Source organism: Mycolicibacterium arenosum, assembly GCF_024320865.1.
In the GTDB taxonomy this organism is placed as follows: Bacteria; Actinomycetota; Actinomycetes; order Mycobacteriales; family Mycobacteriaceae; genus Mycobacterium; species Mycobacterium arenosum.
Genome location: NZ_JANDBD010000014.1, coordinates 130,830 through 146,993, shown reverse-complemented (window position 1 = coordinate 146,993; position 16,164 = coordinate 130,830). Strand labels below are relative to the sequence as shown.

The following is a 16,164-nucleotide window of genomic DNA, read 5'->3' as shown; positions in this document are numbered from 1 at the left end:
AGGCATGACCCGAACCGTCTGCTCCTATTGCGGGGTCGGATGCGGGATCTCGGTGGAGACCCGCGCCGACCCCGCTACGGGCGCGCAGGTCATCGCGCGGGTGTCCGGTGACAAGCTGCACCCCACCAACTTCGGGCGACTGTGCACCAAGGGTGCGACACACGCCGAGATGATGGCCGCCACCGACGGCCGGCTGACGACCGCGTTGCTCCGGCCGTCACGCGACGCCGACCCGGTGGCCGCTGACGTCGACGACGCGATGGCGGAAGCGGGGAGTCGGCTGCGCGCGATCGTCGACGAGCACGGGCCGGACGCGGTGGCGCTGTACGTGTCGGGGCAGATGTCGATCGAGGCGCAGTACCTCGCCACCAAGCTCGCCAAGGGTTTTCTGCGGACCGTGCACATCGAGTCGAACTCCCGGCTGTGCATGGCCAGTGCGGGAACCGGCTACAAGCAGTCACTGGGAGCCGACGGTCCGCCCGGCTCCTACACCGATTTCGACTGCACCGACCTGTTCTTCGTCATCGGCTCCAACATGGCCGACTGCCACCCGATCCTCTACCTGCGCATGGCCGATCGCCTCAAGGCGGGTGCCAAACTCATCGTCGTGGATCCGCGCAGGACCACCACCGCCGACAAGGCCGACCTGTACCTGCAGATCAGGCCGGGCACCGATCTGGCACTGCTGAACGGGATCCTGCACCTGCTCGTCGTCAACGGCGCCGTGGACCGCGAGTTCATCGCCGAGCACACCAGGGGCTGGGACGCGATGCCGGAGTTCCTCGCCGGCTATCCGCCGCACCGCGTCGCCGCCATCACCGGCCTGGCCGAAGCCGACATCCGCACCGCGGCCGACCTGATCGCCGAGGCCGGCGACTGGATGACCTGCTGGACGATGGGCCTGAACCAGAGCACGCACGGCACCTGGAACACCAACGCGATCTGCAATCTGCACTTGGCGACCGGCGCGATCTGCCGGCCGGGAAGCGGGCCGATGTCGCTGACCGGCCAGCCCAACGCCATGGGCGGTCGCGAGATGGGGTACATGGGGCCGGGGTTGCCGGGCCAGCGGGCGGTCTCGTCGCCCGACGACCGCGCGTTCGTCGAGGAGCAGTGGGGCCTCGAGCCGGGCGCGATCCGGACCGACGTCGGGCCGGGAACCATCGAGATGTTCCGGCAACTGGGCACCGGTGACATCAAAGCCGCCTGGATCATCTGCACCAATCCCGTTGCCAGCGTACCGAACCGGGACACCGTCATCGCCGGGCTGCAGGCCGCGGAACTGGTCATCACCCAGGACGCCTACGCCGAGACGGCCACCAACTCCTACGCCGACATCATGCTTCCGGCCACGCTGTGGGCGGAAGCCGACGCGGTGATGGTGAACTCCGACCGCACCCTCACGCTGTTGCAGCAGTCCGTCCCACCGCTCGGCGACGCCCGGCCGGACTGGGAGCTGATCTGCGGTGTCGCACAGCATCTCGGCTTCGGCGAGAGCTTCGACTACAAGTCCAGCGAGCAGATCTTCGACGAGATCCGCCGGTTCCACAACCCGCGCACCGGCTACGACCTACGCGGGGTCGACTACGAGCGCCTACGGGAGACGCCCGTGCAATGGCCCTGCCCGCCGGACGAACTCGCCGACCGCAACCCGATCCGCTACCTCAACGACGGGGTCTCGCAGGATCTCTTCGTGGACACCAATGGCCGGAAGCCACGGCTGGCGTTCGCCACCCCGTCCCGGCGCGCGGTGTTCCACCCCCGCCCGCACATGGATGCCGCGGAACTGCCCGACGACGATTTCCCGATGGTGCTCAACACCGGGCGGTTGCAGCACCAGTGGCACACCATGACGAAGACCGGCAGGGTCGCCAAACTCAACAAGCTCAACCCCGGCCCGTTCGTCGAGATCCATCCCGACGACGCCGCCGCGCTGGGAATCTCCGATGGTCGCGAGGTGGAACTGGTCACCCGGCGCGGCCGAGCCGTCCTGCCCGCCGTCGTCACCGATCGGATCCGGCCGGGCAGCGCCTGGGTCCCGTTCCACTGGAACGACGTCCAGGGTGAGCACCTGACGGTCAACGCGCTCACCAACGACGCCGTGGACGCCGACTCACTGCAGCCCGAGTTCAAGGTGTGCGCCGTCCGGGTGACGCCGGTGCCGCTGAGCCCGGACGCCCCCGAACTCACCGCGGACGAAAGGCTGTACGTAGCCGGTTTCCTCGCGGGTATCGACGAGGGCCGACCGGGGGTGCCGGTGTTGCCGGCGGGCGCCCCGGTGGGCCCGAGGGCCCGGTTGTGGGTGGACGGTCTGCTGGCCGGCCGGTACTCGAGGCTCGCCGACACGCCACCCGAATCCGCAACGCGCACAGGACCGCTGGTGCTGTGGGCGTCCCAGACGGGCAACGCGGAGGAGTTGGCGGGCCGGCTGGGCGAGCAACTCGGCGGCGCCCAGCTGAGCGCGATGGACGATGTGGCGCTCACCGATCTCTCCGAGGCCGGTGACGTCGTGATCGTCACCAGCACGTTCGGCGACGGCGGGCCGCCGGACAACGGCGCCGACTTCTGGAGCAGGCTGGAATCGCCGAAGGCGCCGTCGCTCGACGGCGTCCGGTACACGGTGCTCGGCATCGGCGACCGGTCCTACGACAACTTCTGCGGCCACGCGAAATCGCTCGACACGCGACTGGCGGAACTCGGTGCCACGCGCCTGCTCGACCGCGCGGAACACGAGGTGTACGACGACCAACCCCTAGCCGACTGGACGAATTCGGTTGTGGACCTGATGGTCTCGCCGGGGGGTGCGTCGGCTGTCGCCGCGCCGACGACCGCGGGGACCGCGCCGGCGCCCGCCCTGTTCACCCGTGCGAATCCGATCGCGGCGCCGCTGTGCCGGAACACCCGGCTGACCCCGGAGGGGTCGGGCAAAGAGGTCCGGCTGTTCGGCTTCGACATCAGCGAGCACGACGTCGCCTACGCGGTGGGCGACGCACTGGGGGTCTACGTGGCGAACGACGACGCCGTCGTCGACGCGTGGCTGGCCGCGACCGGGCTCGGCGGCGCGGAGGCCGTTGAGGTCGACGGTATCGAGACGACGTTGCGCAGCGCGCTGACGTCGTCCTACGACATCCAGCGGGTGACACCGAATCTGGTCGGCTTCGTGGCCGAGCGGCGCGACCGTCGCGATGCGAAGGCGCTGCGCGACGTGCGCAACGCGATCGACCTGCTGGAGCAGTTCCCCGTCCGGGCGGACGCGGCCGCCTGGCAGGACGCGCTGGTGCGGTTGACGCCGCGGTCGTACTCCATCGCGTCGAGCCCGCTGGTCAGCCCGCGCGAGATCCAGTTGACGGTGTCGGTGGTGCGCTACCGCAGCACGCGCGGCGTCATGCGCGGCGGTGTCGCGTCGACCATGCTGGCGGACAGGGCGTCGCACGCCCCGGTGTTCCTTCAGCCCTCCGCCCATTTCCGGCCGCCCGAGGACGGTGCGACGCCGATGATCATGGTGGGGCCGGGCACGGGCATCGCGCCCTTCCGCGGCTTCCTGCAGGAGCGGCGGGCCCTGGGTCACGGCGGTGCCAACTGGCTGTTCTTCGGCGACCAGCACCGCAGCGAGAACTTCTACTACCGCGCCGATCTCGAGGACATGGTGTCCGACGGTCTGCTCAACCGTCTCGACCTCGCCTTCTCACGCGACCAGCAGCAGCGGGTGTACGTGCAGCACAAGATGGCCGACTACGGCGCCGACGTGTGGCGCTGGCTCGAGGACGGCGCGCACTTCTACGTGTGTGGTGACGCCGCGCGGATGGCCAAGGACGTCGACGACACGCTGACCGCGATCATCCGCAGCCACGGTGGCATGTCCGCGGAATCGGCGCACGACTACAAACGCGAGCTCATCGCGGCCAAGCGATACGTGCGCGACGTGTACTGACACCGGCGGTGCGGCGCGTCACGGGCTCGCGTGCCAGGATCGTGCGATGCCGTTCGTCCGTTGCCTCCTGTCCGCCGTCGTCGTCGCCGGTGCCGCGCTCGCCACCAGTCCGTCGGCCGCCGCCATTCCCGGCTATCTCGAATGCCCGCCGCGGGACGACCTCGGGCTGGACATCGCGGGCGGTCTGACGTGCGAGGAGGCCGAAACGGTAGCGGGGGACTACGACCCGGAGGGCGACAAGTACCAGGCCGTCGACGACTTCACCTGCTACGGCGCGGCGGCCGACGTCTACCCGATCGTGTTCACCTGCGTGCGCGGAGACCAGGAGATCGTCGTCTCCGACGTGGCATCGTCGTAGCCGTGAACCTTCCCGGCCGGCTCGGCGACCCGACGATGGAACTGCGCACAGATCCGCGCGCCGACCCGAGGATGGTGGCGCTGTTCGCGCCGTTCGGTCTCGACGCCGAAGCGGCGGCACTGCCCGTGCACCGCTCCTCGCCGGTCGAGGAGCTGCTGGCGGTCGCCGCCGCGTCGGAGCAGGCTTTCGACGGTGTCTTCGGAGCGTTGCTCGCCGACATGCCCGCACCGTCGGGCGTCGAGACGCTCACTCTGACGATCGAGGGTGTCGACGGCAACGACATCACGCTCTACGTCGACCGGCCGATCGGAGCGCCCGGACCGCTACCGGGCCTGCTGCACCTGCACGGCGGCGGCATGGCGATCATGCGCGCCGCCGACCCGGCGATGTCGGGATGGCGCGCGAACCTGGCGGCCGAGGGCTGCGTCGTGGTCGGGGTCGAATTCCGCAACTCGGCGGGAACCCTTGGGCCGCACCCGTTTCCCGCGGGCCTCAACGACTGCGCCAGCGCGCTTGACTGGATGCACGGGCAGCGCGAGGCGCTCGGTCTCTCGTCGATCGTGGTGACCGGCGAGTCCGGTGGCGGCAACCTGTCGCTCGCGACCGCGCTCAAGGCCAAGCGCGAGGGCAGGGTCGGTCGGATCGACGGCGTCTACGCGCAGGTCCCGTTCATCTACGGCGGCTACGACACGCCGATCCCCGAACTGGTGTCGCTGGCCGAGAACGAGGGCTACTTCCTGGGGCCGTCGGTGATGACGATGATGGCCGCCCTGTACGACCCGACCGGGGTGTCCCGCACGGACCCGCTGGCGTGGCCGTTCTACGCCGACGTCGACGAGTTGCGGGGCCTGCCACCGCACGTGATCACCACCGACGAACTCGACCCCTTGCGCGACGAGGGTCAGTCCTATCTGCGAAAGCTGCTGCGCGCGGGGGTCAGCGCGTCGGGCCACGTGTACAACGGCGTCGGCCACGCGGGGGAGCAGATCGCCGCGGTCGCGGTGCCCGAGCTGTTCGCACGGGCGGTGCGCGACGTCGTCGACTTCGCCCGGCGGGTGAGCTGAGCGCGAAACGACAACGGGCCCCGAAGGGGCCCGTTGTCGGGAGAACACGTGTGTCCGAGGGGGGACTTGAACCCCCACGCCCATTAGTAGGGCACTAGCACCTCAAGCTAGCGCGTCTGCCATTCCGCCACTCGGACGAGCGAGCGACTAAGGCTAACGGATCATCCGCTCCTGACCCAAACCGATAACCCACCCCGGACCGGGACCCGCCGAATGCGGTGGTGGTACGAATGGTGACTGTGACCGGACCAGCAGACGAAGTCGTGGGCCTCGTCAGTGAGCTCATCAGGTTCGACACCTCGAACACCGGCGACCTGGCGACCACCAAAGGCGAGGCCGAGTGCGCCCGCTGGGTGGCCGCACAACTCGAGGAGGTCGGGTACGAGACCGAGTACGTGGAGGCGGGCGCGCCGGGCCGCGGGAACGTGGTCGCGCGGCTCGCGGGCGCCGACCCGAACCGCGGTGCGCTGCTGATCCACGGCCACCTCGACGTCGTCCCGGCCGAACCCGCGGACTGGAGCGTGCACCCCTTCTCGGGCGCCGTCGAGGACGGCTACGTGTGGGGTCGCGGCGCGGTCGACATGAAGGACATGGTCGGCATGATGATCGCCGTCGCGCGGCACTTCAAGCGGGCCGGCATCGTGCCGCCACGCGATCTGGTGTTCGCGTTCGTCTCGGACGAGGAGCACGGCGGGACCTACGGCGCGCAGTGGCTGGTGGACAACAAGCCGGAGTGGTTCGAGGGTGTCACCGAGGCGATCGGCGAGGTCGGCGGGTTCTCGCTGACCGTGCCGACCCGTGACGGCGGGGAGCGCAGGCTGTACCTGATCGAGACCGCCGAGAAGGGCATCGCCTGGATGCGGCTGTCGGCACGTGGTCGCGCCGGTCACGGCTCGATGGTGCACTCCGACAACGCGGTGACCGCGGTCGCCGAGGCCGTGGCGAAGCTGGGCAGGCACCGGTTCCCGCTGGTGCTGACGGAACCGGTCGCCCAGTTCCTCACCGCGGTCGCCGAGGAGACCGGCTACGAGTTCGACGTGAACTCGCCCGACATCGACGGCGCGGTGGCCAAGCTCGGCGACATCGGGCGCATCGTGGGTGCGACGCTGCGCGACACGGCCAACCCCACGATGCTCAAGGCCGGATACAAGGCCAACGTCATCCCCGCCACCGCCGAGGCGATCGTGGACTGCCGGGTGCTGCCCGGCCGCCGCGAGGCCTTCGAACGCGAGGTCGACGAACTGATCGGGCCGAACGTCAGCCGGACGTGGGAGCGCGACCTGCCGTCGGTCGAGACGACGTTCGACGGCGACCTCGTCGACGCGATGAACGACGCCCTGCTCGCGATGGACCCCGGCGCGCGCACGGTGCCCTACATGCTCTCGGGCGCGACCGACGCGAAGGCGTTCGTCAAGCTCGGCATCCGCTGCTTCGGCTTCGCTCCGCTGCGCCTGCCACCCGATCTGGACTTCGCGTCGCTGTTCCACGGCGTCGACGAGCGGGTACCCGTCGACGCGCTGGAGTTCGGCAGCCGGGTGCTCGAGCGCTTCCTGCTCAACTGCTGACCACCGCACGACCATCGAAAGGACTGTTCATGAGCACGCCGTACGACGCACTGCCCGAGCTGCCCACCTTCACGCTGACGTCCGAGTCCTTCACCGACGGTGACGCGTTCGGCAACGATCAGGTGAGCGGGATCATGGGGGCCGGGGGATCGGACGTCTCGCCGCAGCTGAGCTGGTCGGGCTTCCCGGAGACCACCCGCAGCTTCGCCGTCACCATGTACGACCAGGACGCGCCGACGGGGTCCGGCTTCTGGCACTGGGCGGTGTTCAACCTGCCCGCCACCGTGACGGAACTCCCCGCGGGTGTCGGAGACGGCAGCAGCAGCGGATTCCCCGGCGACGCCGTCACCCTGGCCAACGATGCCGGCCTGACGCGCTTCATCGGCGCGGCGCCGCCCGCCGGCCACGGTCCCCACCGGTACTTCGTCGCCGTCCACGCCGTCGACGTCGAGAAGCTCGACGTGCCCGAGGGCGCCACACCGGCCTACCTCGGCTTCAACCTCTTCAGCCACGCGATCGCGCGTGCGGTGATTCACGCGACCTACGAGCAGAAGTAGCTCAGCGAGCAGCCGACCCGACCGCATCGCTCAGCGAGGCGAACCCGCCGTCGCGCAGGCGCTGCGCGATGCCCTGGTGGATGTGCGCGGCCCAGAGCCCACCGCCGTACACGAAACCGGTGTAGCCCTGCAGCAGTGACGCGCCTGCGGTGATGCGTTCCCACGCGTCGTCGGCCGTCTCGATGCCGCCGACGCTGATCAGCACCAGTCGGTCACCGACGCGGCCGTAGAGCCTGCGGAGGATCTCCGCCGAACGCCGCGCCACCGGGTGTCCCGAGATGCCGCCGGGGCCCAACTCGTCGACGCCGGGGGTCGCGAGGCCCTCCCGCGAGACCGTGGTGTTCGTGGCGACGATGCCCGCGAGCCCGAGTTCGACTGCCAGGTCGGCGATCTCGTCGACATCGTCGTCGGACAGGTCGGGTGCGATCTTGACGAGCACCGGCACGGTGGTCGCCGCGCGGACGGCGGCCAGGATCGGCCGCAGCGACGCCACGGCCTGCAGGTCGCGCAGACCCGGCGTGTTGGGGGAGCTGACGTTCACCACCATGAACGCCGCGTGCGGTCCCAGCAGGCGGGCGCTGGCGGCGTAATCCTCGACCGCGTGCTCGGCCGGCGTGACCTTGGTCTTGCCGATGTTCACCCCGATCGGCACCGACGCCGTGTTCCCGGCCAGCCGCTGCGCGAGTGCCGCCGCGCCGTGGTTGTTGAAGCCCATCCGGTTGAGCAGTGCGCGGTCGTCCGGGAGGCGGAACATGCGCGGCTTGGGGTTGCCCGGTTGCGCGTGTGCGGTCACGGTGCCGACCTCGGCGTAGCCGAATCCCATTGCGCCCCAGGTATTCAACCCCGTGCCGTCCTTGTCGAAACCGGCGGCCAGTCCGAGCGGGCCGGGAAACGCGATGCCCATGACCGTCGAGGCGAGCAGGGGATCGGAGGGCCCCAGCCGGCGCTCGAGCAGGCGGCGCGGAGGTCCGACCGCGGTGGCGGCGCGAAGGGCGGCGAACACCCATGTGTGGATACGCTCCGGCGGGACGAGGAAGAACAGCCGGCGTAGGGCGCGGTAGATCACGCGGTCACACCGCGGGCTGGTCGATGGTGCGGGCGGACTTCCTGCGCCGCAGCAGAACCCGCCGACTTCCGTCGGTGTACAGCCGCACCCTGGTCAGCTCCCAGCCGCGGTACTCGGCCTCGATCGACAGCCGCAGGGACGCCGACACGCGGGTGACGTTGGGCGGCAGCCGTAGCGGCACCCAGTCGTAGTCGTCGGAGAGGTCGGCCTCCCAGGCGGCGGGCATCCGGCCTCGCTGGATCTCGCTCACGGCGCCGTCCTGGTCGCGATCACCTGCACGCCCTCGCCGACCCCGGACGCCACGTACAGCGTGCCGGTGTCGTCGTCGTAGGCCAGGGAGTTCGGTTGTCGCACGGTTCGATATCGCACCTTCTCGACGGGGATGCCGGTGCCGAGATCGTATCCAACAACGATGTTGGACGCCGTCTCCGACACCCAGGTCAGCGTGGGCGAGGACGCCAGACCGTAGGGCGCGCCGGGCACCGGGTACTGCTGACGAAGCATCAGCGGATCCGAGCCGAACACCAGAAGCTGTCCGCCGCGGGTGTCCGCCACCAGCAGGCGCCCGGCCGTGTCGGTGACCATCGTGGTGGCGCCCTGCCCGGCGCGCAGGGCGGGTCCGGTCTCGTCGCCGCCGGGTTCCACGGTCGTGACCGACGTCTGCGACCGGTCCAGGGCGAACACCGTATCCCCTTGTGCCGCAAGCTCGTCCACACGCGCGAACGTCTCGATCCGGGCCGCGACGGAGTGGTCGGGCGCGATCGTGTAGACGCCGCCGCTGTCGCTGCCGAGCGCCACCCGGCCGTCGGCCCGCAGCGTGATCGCGGTGAACCGCGTGTCGGGGTGACCGTCGACGTCCACGGAGTCCAGTCGGCCCGATCGGACGTCGACGCGCGTGTAACCGCCGCGGTTGGCGAGGTAGACGGCGCCGTCGCCGTCAGTCGCTATCGCGGTGACCGGAGCGGGCAGCGCAACCACCCGGCCCGCCCCCCGCGCCGGGTAGATCCCGAGTTCGGTGGCCGAATCGGCGGGGCCCACTATCGCGACCAGGGATCGAGTGCCGCCATCGAAGACGCTGCTCAGGACGGGTTCACTCAGTGGCAGCACGACGCCGTCCGGTGCGGCGCCCACCGGCGGTGACACCGCGGCCGCCGCCGGTGCGATCGCTGCGGGTGCGTCGGTCCCGGAGTCCGGCGTATCCCCGGGATTCGACGAGCACGCCGAGACGGCAATGAAGACCACAACCGCGGCGCCGCTGTGAGCTAGGCGACTGGCGAGTTTCTGCGGATTCGGCAAAGGGTAGCTCTCGGACGCTGGAGGGAAGGACGATCGAATGGCCAGTTTAGGCGGACCGGTGAACCGGCCCGACGGTATGGTTCGCGAATGACCCTTATGTCGGACAGGGACGTGGTGGGTGACGAATTCGAGGTCGAGGACATGTCGACGGGTCTGCACGCCAGCGGTTTTGGCCGCGTGGGGGACGGCAGGACCTTCTCGTTCCGCGTGGAGCGCAGAACGCTCGACGTGACGGTGTATCGCCCGCGGATCAGCGGTCCCGTGCCGCAGACCGAGGACGTGGTCGCCACGGCGACCCGCAGCCTGGCCCACGTCGACGTGCACGACGAGCGCAGCCTCACGGCGGCCGTCCGCGATGCGGTCGCCGACGCGCAACCGGTGCCGCGCCCAGCACGCTGACAGTTAGCCCGCTGCCCATCCCCCGTCGCTTCGCTCGCCCCCGGTACCGTCGTGCGCGTGGATTCGGCGATGTCGTGGCTTCAAGTGGTCGTTCTGTCAATCGTGCAGGGCTTGACCGAGTTCCTGCCGGTTTCGTCGTCCGGACATCTCGCGATCGTCTCGACGGTGTTCTTCGACCGCGACGCCGGCGCCTCCTTCACCGCGGTCATCCAGATCGGCACCGAGTTAGCCGTGCTGATCTACTTCGCCAAGGACATCGGCCGCATTCTGGCGGCGTGGTTCGGCGGGTTGCGGGACGCGACCAGGCGCACGCCGGACTACTGGCTGGGCTGGTGGGTGATCATCGGCACCATCCCGATCGGCATCGCGGGCTTGGCCTTCAAGCAGGTCATCCGCGACGACATCCGCAACCTCTGGATCATCGCGACCGCGCTGATCGTCTTCTCGTTCGTGATCGCCCTCGCCGAGTACATCGGCAAGCAGACCCGCCCGATCGAGGCGTTCACCTGGAAGGACAGCCTGGTCATCGGTGGCTCGCAGGCACTGGCCCTGATCCCCGGCGTCTCGCGCTCGGGGGTGACGATCAGTGCCGGGTTGTTCATGGGGCAGAAGCGCGAGGCCGCAGCCCGGTTCGGTTTCCTTCTCGCGATCCCGGCGGTGCTGGGTTCGGGGCTGTACTCGCTGCCCGACGCGTTCCACCCCGAGGGCGCCGGCCAGAGCGCGACCGGGTTGCAACTGCTGATCGGCACCGTGATCGCCTTCGTGGTCGGGTACGCGGCGATCGCCTGGTTCCTGAAATTCCTGGTGAGCCACAGCATGTACTGGTTCGTCGGCTACCGCCTGATCGTGGGCACCGCCGTGCTGATCCTGCTCGCGACGGGCACGATTGCAGCGTCATGACAGTCATCCTGCTGCGCCACGGTCGTTCCACGTCCAACACCGCCCACACGCTCGCGGGCCGTTCCGAGGGGGTTGACCTCGACGACAAGGGCCGCGAGCAGGCCGAGGCCGTCGTCGCCCGCATCGGCGAGCTACCGGTCAAGGCCATCGTGCGCTCGCCGCTGCTGCGCTGTGAGCGAACAGTCGCGCCGGTGGCGGCGGCGTTGACGCTCGATCCCGTGGTCGACGAGCGGCTCACCGAGGTCGACTACGGGACGTGGACGGGCCGCAAGATCGGCGAGCTGCTGAAGGAACCGCTGTGGGCGGTGGTGCAGCAGCAGCCCAGCGCCGCGGTGTTCCCCGAGGGCGAGGGACTGGCCGCGGTGCAGTCGCGCGCGGTCGCCGCGGTGCGCGAGCACGACCGCCGGCTCGCGGAGGAACACGGCGCTGACGTGCTGTGGATCGCCTGCACCCACGGTGACGTCATCAAGTCGATCCTGGCCGACGCGCTCGGCTCGCACCTGGACAGCTTTCAGCGCATCACCGCGGACCCGGCGTCGATGAGCGTCGTCCGCTACTCGTCGATGCGCCCGTTCGTGCTGCACGTCAACCACACGGGCCCGGCGCTCACGACGGCCTTGGCGGCACCGCCCGAACCGAGCGGCGACGCCGTCGTCGGCGGAACCACGGACTGACCCGGACACGCTGGAATCACGTCGCAATGGCCCTACCGGTATTTTGGAGTGCGCCATGACCCGCTCGATTCACGTCTTCCGCTCACCCGACCGATTCGTGGCCGGGACCGTCGGGCAGCCGGGTAACCGCACCTTCTATCTACAGGCCGTGCACGAGAAGCGCGTCATCTCGGTGATTCTCGAAAAGCAGCAGGTGGCCGTGCTCGCCGAGCGCATCTCGGCTCTGCTGCTGGAGATCAACCGCCGATTCGGTACGCCGATCCCGCCCGACACCGAGGACGTCGACGACCTCAGCCCCCTCGTCACGCCCGTCGACGCCGAGTTCCGGGTCGGCACCATGGGACTCGGCTGGGACTCCGAGGCCGAAACCGTCGTGGTGGAGCTGCTCGCGGTATCCGAGACCGAGTTCGACGCGTCGGTCGTGCTCGACGACGCCGAGGACGGTCCGGACGCCGTTCGGGTCTTCCTGACACCCGAGTCGGCACGGCAGTTCGCGGCCCGGTCCAATCGGGTGATCTCCGCGGGCCGGCCGCCGTGCCCGCTGTGTGACGAACCCCTCGATCCCGAGGGGCACATCTGCGTGCGGACGAACGGCTATCGGCGCGGCGCCTGGACGGGGTCCGACGACGATGACTCCGAAACCTGAGTCCGCCGGCGCGCACGCGGAGGTGTTGCGATCCGGCGAGCTGACCGTCCTCGGCCGCATCCGGTCGGCGAGCAATGCCACGTTCCTGTGCGAGGCCACCGTCGGTGAGGTCATGTCGCACTGCGTCTACAAGCCGATCGCGGGCGAGGCCCCGCTGTGGGACTTCCCCGACGGCACCCTGGCCGGCCGCGAGCTCGGAGCGTATCTGGTGTCGGCGGCATTGGGCTGGGATGTGGTGCCGTACACCATCATTCGCGACGGGCCGGCCGGGCCGGGAATGCTGCAGCTGTGGGTCGATCAGCCGGGCGATGAGTTGGACGAGGAACCCGGTGCGGGTCCGGACCTGGTGGATCTGGTGCCCACGGGTGCGGTGCCCGCCGGCTATCGGCCGATTCTGCAGGCGTACGACTACGCGGGCGACGAGGTCACCCTGGTGCACGCCGACGACGCCCGGTTGCGCCGGATGGCGGTGTTCGACGTGCTGATCAACAACGCCGACCGCAAGGGCGGCCACATCCTGTCCGGTGTGGACGGCCGGGTGTACGGCGTCGACCACGGTGTGAGCCTGCACACCGAGGACAAGCTGCGCACGGTGTTGTGGGGCTGGGCCGGCGAACCGGTCGGCGATGACGCGTTGAACGACGTGGCCCGGTTCGCGGACGCCCTGCGCGGCGATCTGGCCGGTGAGCTGCGATGCCACATCACCGCAGCCGAGGTCGCCGCGCTTCGGACGAGAACGCTTGCGCTGCTTGCTAATCCGGTGATGCCAGGGCCGGATCGCCGTCGGCCCATCCCGTGGCCGGCGTTCTAACCCGGATAACCGGGGTCGAGGGCGTTCAGTGCTCTAGTCTCGTCGTCATGACTGATCACGATCGCGCCGCCGTCCGTCGGGAGATCACCGACGCATTGCAGAAGGCACTGGACCGCCGTCACGAGGTGCTCGACGCGATCGTCGAGGCCGATGACAAGCCCGGCGCCATCGCCGCCATCGCCACGCTGCTCGGTGTCACGCAGTTGGGTGCCGAGTCGGTCATGGCCATCTCGTTCGACCAGCTGACGGGCGATGCGCGGCGTCAGATCGCGAAGGAGCTGGCCGATCTCAACGCCCAGCTCAGCTTCACGCTGGGCGACCGTCCGGCCAGTTCCGGCGAGGGGCTGTCGCTGCGACAGTTCTCGGCGACCGTCGACCGCGATCTGTTCGAAGCCCGCACGAGCGACGTCGGCGCCACCGGTGACGGGTCGGGAGGCCCCGCGGGCGACCTCGACGACGAGATCCGCGCCGCCGTCGGCCGGGTGTCGGCCGAGGAGGCGGTCTGGCTGGTCTGCGTCGAGAACGACCAGAAGGTCGGCATGGTGTTCGGCGAACTGCTCGACGGCGAGGTCAACGTCCGGATCTGGATCCACCCCGACTTCCGGCACCGGGGCTACGGCACCGCCGCGCTGCGCCGGTCGCGATCGGAGATGGCGGCGTACTTCCCGGCCGTGCCGATGATCGTGCGCGCACCCGGCGCCACGCCCGCGTGAGCGACGCGGCGCTCGCCGCGGAGATAGCCAGGGAAGCCGGCGAGCTCCTGCTGCGGGTCCGCGAGGAGATCGGCTACTACGACCCCTACGAGCTGGGCGACGCGGGTGACGCCATCGCCAACAAGCTCATCCTCGCGCGGCTGCGGGAGGCCCGGCCCGACGACAAGGTGCTCTCCGAGGAGGCCGTCGACGACCTGGCGCGCCTCGACGCCGACCGGGTGTGGATCGTCGATCCCGTCGACGGGACCTGGGAGTTCTCCAAGCGCGGCCACGTCGACTGGGCCGTGCACATCGCCCTGTGGCAGCGCTCGGGCGGTGATGGCGGTCCCCACGGCGCCATCACCGACGCGGTGGTGGGCCTGCCCGCGGTCGGCGAGATCCACCGCTCCGACACGGTGGTGCCGCCACCGCCGCGTGAGGACGGCCCGATCCGGATCGCGACGAGCGCCAACCGGCCGCCCCCTATCGTGTGGTGGCTGCGGGACCGGCTCGACGTCCGGCTCATCGGCATCGGTTCGGCGGGCGCGAAGGCGATGGCGGTCGTCCGCGGCGACGTCGACGCCTACATCCACGCGGGCGGGCAGTGGGAGTGGGATTCCGCGGCGCCCTCGGGGGTGGTGCGGGCGGCCGGGCTGCACGCGTCGCGCATCGACGGGTCGCCGCTGCTCTACAACCGGCCCGATCCGTATCTGCCCGATCTGCTGATGTGCCGGCCCGAGTTCGCCGACGACCTGCTCGCGGCGATCCGCTCGGTGTACTGACCGGGCGAGCGAAGCGACGGGGAATCGAAACCAGCGGGAATGCAATCGGCTCCCACGTTGTCGCACTCGTCGACCCCGCACCGTCACGAGGACCATCGAGAGGGCACCGTGAGCGCAACCCCTAGAGTCGACGCCATGCGATCGTGGCCGGCGCCCAGCCTCCCGGAGCTGCCCGGCACCAGCCCGCAGCTGCGCCTCTACGACAGCGCCGATCGCCAGGTCCGGCCGGTGTCGGCGGGTGAGACGGCGACGATGTACGTCTGCGGGATCACCCCCTACGACGCCACCCACCTCGGCCACGCCGCCACCTACCTGACGTTCGATCTCGTCCACCGGCTCTGGCTGGACGCGGGGCATCGGGTGCACTACGTGCAGAACATCACCGACGTCGACGACCCGCTGTTCGAGCGGGCCGCGCGCGACGGGATCGATTGGCGGGCCCTCGGCGATCGTGAAACCGACCTGTTCCGCGAGGACATGGCGGCGCTGCGCGTGCTGCCGCCGCACGACTACGTGGCCGCGACCGAGGCGATCGCCGAGGTGATCGAGGTGGTCGAGAAGCTGTTGGCCTCCGGCGCCGCGTACGTCGTCGAGGACGCCGAGTACCCCGACGTGTACTTCCGGGCCGACGCCACCCCGCAGTTCGGTTACGAATCCGGCTACGACCGCGACACCATGCGGCGGCTGTTCGCCGAGCGCGGCGGCGACCCCGATCGGCAGGGCAAGGCCGACGAGCTCGACGCGCTACTGTGGCGTGCGGAGCGGCCGGGGGAGCCGAGCTGGCCGTCGCCGTTCGGGCCGGGCAGGCCCGGCTGGCACGTCGAGTGCGCGGCGATCGCGCTGAGCCGCATCGGTACGGGGCTCGACGTTCAGGGTGGCGGCAGCGACCTGCTGTTCCCACACCACGAGTTCTCGGCGGCACACGCCGAATCCGTCACGGGCGAGCGGCGATTCGCGCGCCACTACGTCCACGCCGGGATGATCGGCTGGGACGGCCACAAGATGAGCAAGAGCCGAGGCAACCTGGTGCTGGTCTCCGGGTTGCGCGCGGCCGGTGTGGAACCCGCCGCCATCCGGCTCGGGCTGCTCGCCGGGCACTACCGCGAGGACCGGTCGTGGAGCGACGAGGTGCTCGCCGATGCGCAGGCGCGGCTGACGCGCTGGCGGTCGGCGACGGCGCTACCGGCGGGCCCCGACGCGACCGACACCGTCGCGCGCGTCCGCGGATACCTGGCAGATGATCTTGACACCCCGAAAGCCCTTGCCGCGCTTGATGGCTGGTCGACCGACGCGCTCGAGTACGGCGGTCACGACGCGGACGCGCCCGCCACGGTTGCGGCGGCGGTCGACGCGCTGCTGGGTATCGAACTGTAACGACTCGCCCTGAACCGCCGACCGCGCACGGGACCCGCACCCTTCTAGT

At 70.1% G+C, this 16,164-nt stretch carries 16 protein-coding genes and 1 tRNA gene; 13 read left to right on the top strand and 4 right to left on the bottom strand.

Features of this window, described 5'->3' with window-relative positions; translation table 11 throughout:
* Window positions 1-4 precede the first annotated feature (4 nt).
* The 3 genes from NM203_RS28440 to NM203_RS28430 are packed head-to-tail and all read left to right on the top strand — an operon-like array spanning window position 5 to window position 5,353.
* Window positions 5-3,931 (top strand): bifunctional nitrate reductase/sulfite reductase flavoprotein subunit alpha, encoded by a 3,927-nt coding sequence (locus NM203_RS28440; RefSeq protein ID WP_255063967.1) that lies wholly within the window; start codon window positions 5-7, stop codon window positions 3,929-3,931.
* Window positions 3,932-3,977: 46 nt separating this feature from the next.
* Window positions 3,978-4,289 (top strand): hypothetical protein, encoded by a 312-nt coding sequence (locus NM203_RS28435; RefSeq protein WP_255063965.1) that lies wholly within the window; start codon window positions 3,978-3,980, stop codon window positions 4,287-4,289.
* A gap of 2 nt (window positions 4,290-4,291) precedes the next feature.
* Window positions 4,292-5,353, top strand: coding sequence for an alpha/beta hydrolase fold domain-containing protein (locus NM203_RS28430; RefSeq protein ID WP_255063963.1), 1,062 nt, complete (start codon window positions 4,292-4,294; stop codon window positions 5,351-5,353).
* Window positions 5,354-5,404: 51 nt separating this feature from the next.
* Here NM203_RS28430 and NM203_RS28425 read toward each other — a convergent pair.
* Window positions 5,405-5,490, bottom strand: a tRNA-Leu gene (locus NM203_RS28425).
* A 93-nt stretch (window positions 5,491-5,583) separates the two neighbouring features.
* Here NM203_RS28425 and NM203_RS28420 point away from each other — a divergent pair.
* A complete protein-coding gene (locus NM203_RS28420) occupies window positions 5,584-6,918 on the top strand; it encodes a M20/M25/M40 family metallo-hydrolase (protein WP_255063962.1) in 1,335 nt (444 codons plus the stop codon).
* A 29-nt stretch (window positions 6,919-6,947) separates the two neighbouring features.
* Entirely contained in the window at window positions 6,948-7,475 is a 528-nt protein-coding gene (locus NM203_RS28415; RefSeq protein ID WP_255063961.1) for a YbhB/YbcL family Raf kinase inhibitor-like protein, read from the top strand.
* 1 nt (window position 7,476) lies between these two features.
* On the opposite strand, the gene NM203_RS28410 is transcribed toward NM203_RS28415, so the two are convergent.
* The 3 genes from NM203_RS28410 to NM203_RS28400 are packed head-to-tail and all read right to left on the bottom strand — an operon-like array spanning window position 7,477 to window position 9,783.
* Window positions 7,477-8,538: a quinone-dependent dihydroorotate dehydrogenase gene (locus NM203_RS28410; RefSeq protein ID WP_255064052.1), complete on the bottom strand. Its 1,062-nt coding sequence runs from the start codon at window positions 8,536-8,538 to the stop codon at window positions 7,477-7,479.
* A 7-nt stretch (window positions 8,539-8,545) separates the two neighbouring features.
* Window positions 8,546-8,791, bottom strand: coding sequence for a DUF5703 family protein (locus tag NM203_RS28405; RefSeq protein WP_255063959.1), 246 nt, complete (start codon window positions 8,789-8,791; stop codon window positions 8,546-8,548).
* Window positions 8,788-9,783: an NHL repeat-containing protein gene (locus tag NM203_RS28400; protein ID WP_255063957.1), complete on the bottom strand. Its 996-nt coding sequence runs from the start codon at window positions 9,781-9,783 to the stop codon at window positions 8,788-8,790. Before NM203_RS28400 ends, NM203_RS28405 begins: the two co-directional genes overlap by 4 nt.
* Before the next feature lie 141 nt (window positions 9,784-9,924).
* On the opposite strand from NM203_RS28400, the gene NM203_RS28395 reads away from it, so the two are divergent.
* The 8 genes from NM203_RS28395 to mshC all read left to right on the top strand — a co-directional run bounded on the left by NM203_RS28395 (window position 9,925) and on the right by mshC (window position 16,115).
* Window positions 9,925-10,236, top strand: coding sequence for a hypothetical protein (locus NM203_RS28395; protein ID WP_255063952.1), 312 nt, complete (start codon window positions 9,925-9,927; stop codon window positions 10,234-10,236).
* A 69-nt stretch (window positions 10,237-10,305) separates the two neighbouring features.
* Window positions 10,306-11,136, top strand: a complete 831-nt coding sequence (locus NM203_RS28390; RefSeq protein WP_255064050.1) for an undecaprenyl-diphosphate phosphatase — start codon at window positions 10,306-10,308, stop codon at window positions 11,134-11,136.
* Window positions 11,133-11,810: a histidine phosphatase family protein gene (locus NM203_RS28385; protein WP_255063951.1), complete on the top strand. Its 678-nt coding sequence runs from the start codon at window positions 11,133-11,135 to the stop codon at window positions 11,808-11,810. Before NM203_RS28390 ends, NM203_RS28385 begins: the two co-directional genes overlap by 4 nt.
* Window positions 11,811-11,865: 55 nt before the next feature.
* On the top strand, window positions 11,866-12,456 hold the full coding sequence (locus NM203_RS28380; protein WP_255063950.1) for an Rv2134c family protein: 591 nt from the start codon (window positions 11,866-11,868) through the stop codon (window positions 12,454-12,456).
* The gene (locus NM203_RS28375; protein WP_255063949.1) at window positions 12,440-13,267 is read left to right on the top strand and encodes an Rv2133c family protein; all 828 of its coding nucleotides are present in this window, start codon (window positions 12,440-12,442) and stop codon (window positions 13,265-13,267) included. The genes NM203_RS28380 and NM203_RS28375 overlap by 17 nt, the downstream gene beginning before the upstream one ends.
* A gap of 47 nt (window positions 13,268-13,314) precedes the next feature.
* Complete coding sequence (locus tag NM203_RS28370; RefSeq protein ID WP_255063946.1) at window positions 13,315-13,980, top strand: GNAT family N-acetyltransferase; 666 nt, start codon at window positions 13,315-13,317, stop codon at window positions 13,978-13,980.
* Complete coding sequence (locus NM203_RS28365) at window positions 13,977-14,741, top strand: 3'(2'),5'-bisphosphate nucleotidase CysQ (RefSeq protein ID WP_255063945.1); 765 nt, start codon at window positions 13,977-13,979, stop codon at window positions 14,739-14,741. Before NM203_RS28370 ends, NM203_RS28365 begins: the two co-directional genes overlap by 4 nt.
* A 135-nt stretch (window positions 14,742-14,876) precedes the next feature.
* Window positions 14,877-16,115, top strand: coding sequence for a cysteine--1-D-myo-inosityl 2-amino-2-deoxy-alpha-D-glucopyranoside ligase (mshC, locus tag NM203_RS28360; protein WP_255063944.1), 1,239 nt, complete (start codon window positions 14,877-14,879; stop codon window positions 16,113-16,115).
* Window positions 16,116-16,164: the final 49 nt, after the last annotated feature.

What these genes read in the sequence shown, in the direction of transcription:
- NM203_RS28440 (WP_255063967.1), top strand. Translation starts at nt 5, where the DNA reads ATGACCCGAACCGTCTGCTCCTATTGCGGGGTCGGATGCGGGATCTCG.
- NM203_RS28435 (WP_255063965.1), top strand. Translation starts at nt 3,978, where the DNA reads ATGCCGTTCGTCCGTTGCCTCCTGTCCGCCGTCGTCGTCGCCGGTGCC.
- NM203_RS28420 (WP_255063962.1), top strand. Translation starts at nt 5,584, where the DNA reads ATGGTGACTGTGACCGGACCAGCAGACGAAGTCGTGGGCCTCGTCAGT.
- NM203_RS28415 (WP_255063961.1), top strand. Translation starts at nt 6,948, where the DNA reads ATGAGCACGCCGTACGACGCACTGCCCGAGCTGCCCACCTTCACGCTG.
- NM203_RS28395 (WP_255063952.1), top strand. Translation starts at nt 9,925, where the DNA reads ATGACCCTTATGTCGGACAGGGACGTGGTGGGTGACGAATTCGAGGTC.
- NM203_RS28390 (WP_255064050.1), top strand. Translation starts at nt 10,306, where the DNA reads ATGTCGTGGCTTCAAGTGGTCGTTCTGTCAATCGTGCAGGGCTTGACC.
- NM203_RS28385 (WP_255063951.1), top strand. Translation starts at nt 11,133, where the DNA reads ATGACAGTCATCCTGCTGCGCCACGGTCGTTCCACGTCCAACACCGCC.
- NM203_RS28380 (WP_255063950.1), top strand. Translation starts at nt 11,866, where the DNA reads ATGACCCGCTCGATTCACGTCTTCCGCTCACCCGACCGATTCGTGGCC.
- NM203_RS28375 (WP_255063949.1), top strand. Translation starts at nt 12,440, where the DNA reads ATGACTCCGAAACCTGAGTCCGCCGGCGCGCACGCGGAGGTGTTGCGA.
- NM203_RS28370 (WP_255063946.1), top strand. Translation starts at nt 13,315, where the DNA reads ATGACTGATCACGATCGCGCCGCCGTCCGTCGGGAGATCACCGACGCA.
- mshC (WP_255063944.1), top strand. Translation starts at nt 14,877, where the DNA reads ATGCGATCGTGGCCGGCGCCCAGCCTCCCGGAGCTGCCCGGCACCAGC.